Annotated in this window: 1 protein-coding gene; it reads left to right on the forward strand. The window is 40.9% G+C overall.

Going from position 1 to position 1,342, the window contains the following annotated elements; translation table 11 throughout:
* The first annotated feature begins 1 nt into the window (after position 1).
* Positions 2–1,204: an IS110 family RNA-guided transposase gene (locus AC58QD_RS32485; RefSeq protein WP_497339199.1), complete on the forward strand. Its 1,203-nt coding sequence runs from the start codon at positions 2–4 to the stop codon at positions 1,202–1,204.
* Positions 1,205–1,342 lie beyond the last annotated feature (138 nt).

The raw sequence follows: 1,342 nt of genomic DNA on the forward strand, positions 1-1,342 counted from the left end.
CATGAATCCAGTAATAGGTCTGGATATTTCTAAGGGTCAAAGTGAAGGTCAAGCATTCTTAAACAAAGGGCAGCCATATGGAAGAACGTTTCGGTTCCTTCATACTCAGGAAGGACTTCAGGATCTAGTAAACATCATTCACGATGTTCGGAGCAAAGCTGGCTCCTCCCCTACTGTCATCTTAGAATCAACGGGGCATTATCATCAGGCTGTTATACAATTTCTTGAGGCACAGGATACTTTATTTTTGGTGGTCAATCCCCTTATTTCTCACCAAGCCAAGAAGTCCAGCCTTCGAAAAGTGAAAACAGACGCTGTGGATGCGTTTAAGCTTTGCGAGCTCTACTACAAAGAGGAATTTGAAACTCATAAACAAAGAGGAATTCAGTTGCTCAATCTCCGTCACCTGACGCGTCAACATGAATCGATCACTCATATGTATGTCCAAGCTAAACTACACTTTCAAGCTGTATTAGACCAAGTCTTCCCCGATTACAGAGGAATCTTCGGGGATTTGTACTCCAAAGTTTCCTTGTCGTTGCTTAAAGAATTCCCGACATCCAAGATCATTTTGAATTCGGGAGAAGCAAAGCTTGCGGATCGGATCGCTTGTCTCTGCCCCAGTCGATCAGATAACTGGGCCATAGATAAAGCTAAACTCATTATGAAAGCTGCCGTAAATAATCCCTTTCAAGAAACCAACTATAGCAGCCATTTGATTAGCATTAACCTATACATCGAGTTGCTTCTTCAATACCAAGAGCACCTATCCCACCTTGAAAAAAAGATTGATGCTCTTGCTAAAGAAGTAGAAGAGTTTATGATTATCCAATCGATTCCTGGGATCGGAAGCAAGATCGCGGCAACGATATTGTCTGAGATCGGGGAAATCCATCGGTTCAATCATGCTAAGAAATTAGTAGCCTTCGCTGGAGTCGACCCCAGTGTTTATTCGTCAGGAAAGTTTACAGCGACAACCAACCGCATAACCAAGCGAGGCTCTAAACAACTGCGTCATACCTTATATCTCGCCGTCATATGCGGGCTGAAGAATTCAAGAAATAAAAAGCTGCGGGAATTCTACGATAAAAAACGTGAAGAAGGAAAACCATACCGAGTAGCCATTGTAGCCTGTATCAACAAGCTCCTTCACTGGATTTATGCAATCTTAATAAAGAAACAACTCTTCCTTGATTTAGATTAAATCCCATACTTATCATCTAAATGAAAATACTTCCATCTCTGAAAAGGAAGCTTCTTAAGCATGACCACTTTTTAGTATAAGGTATGGGTTTAAATAATTTAAGAGAAAAATGTTGACAAACTATTAGCTGGTTTTAGC

The organism is Paenibacillus sp. J2R1T-4 (assembly GCF_059692235.1).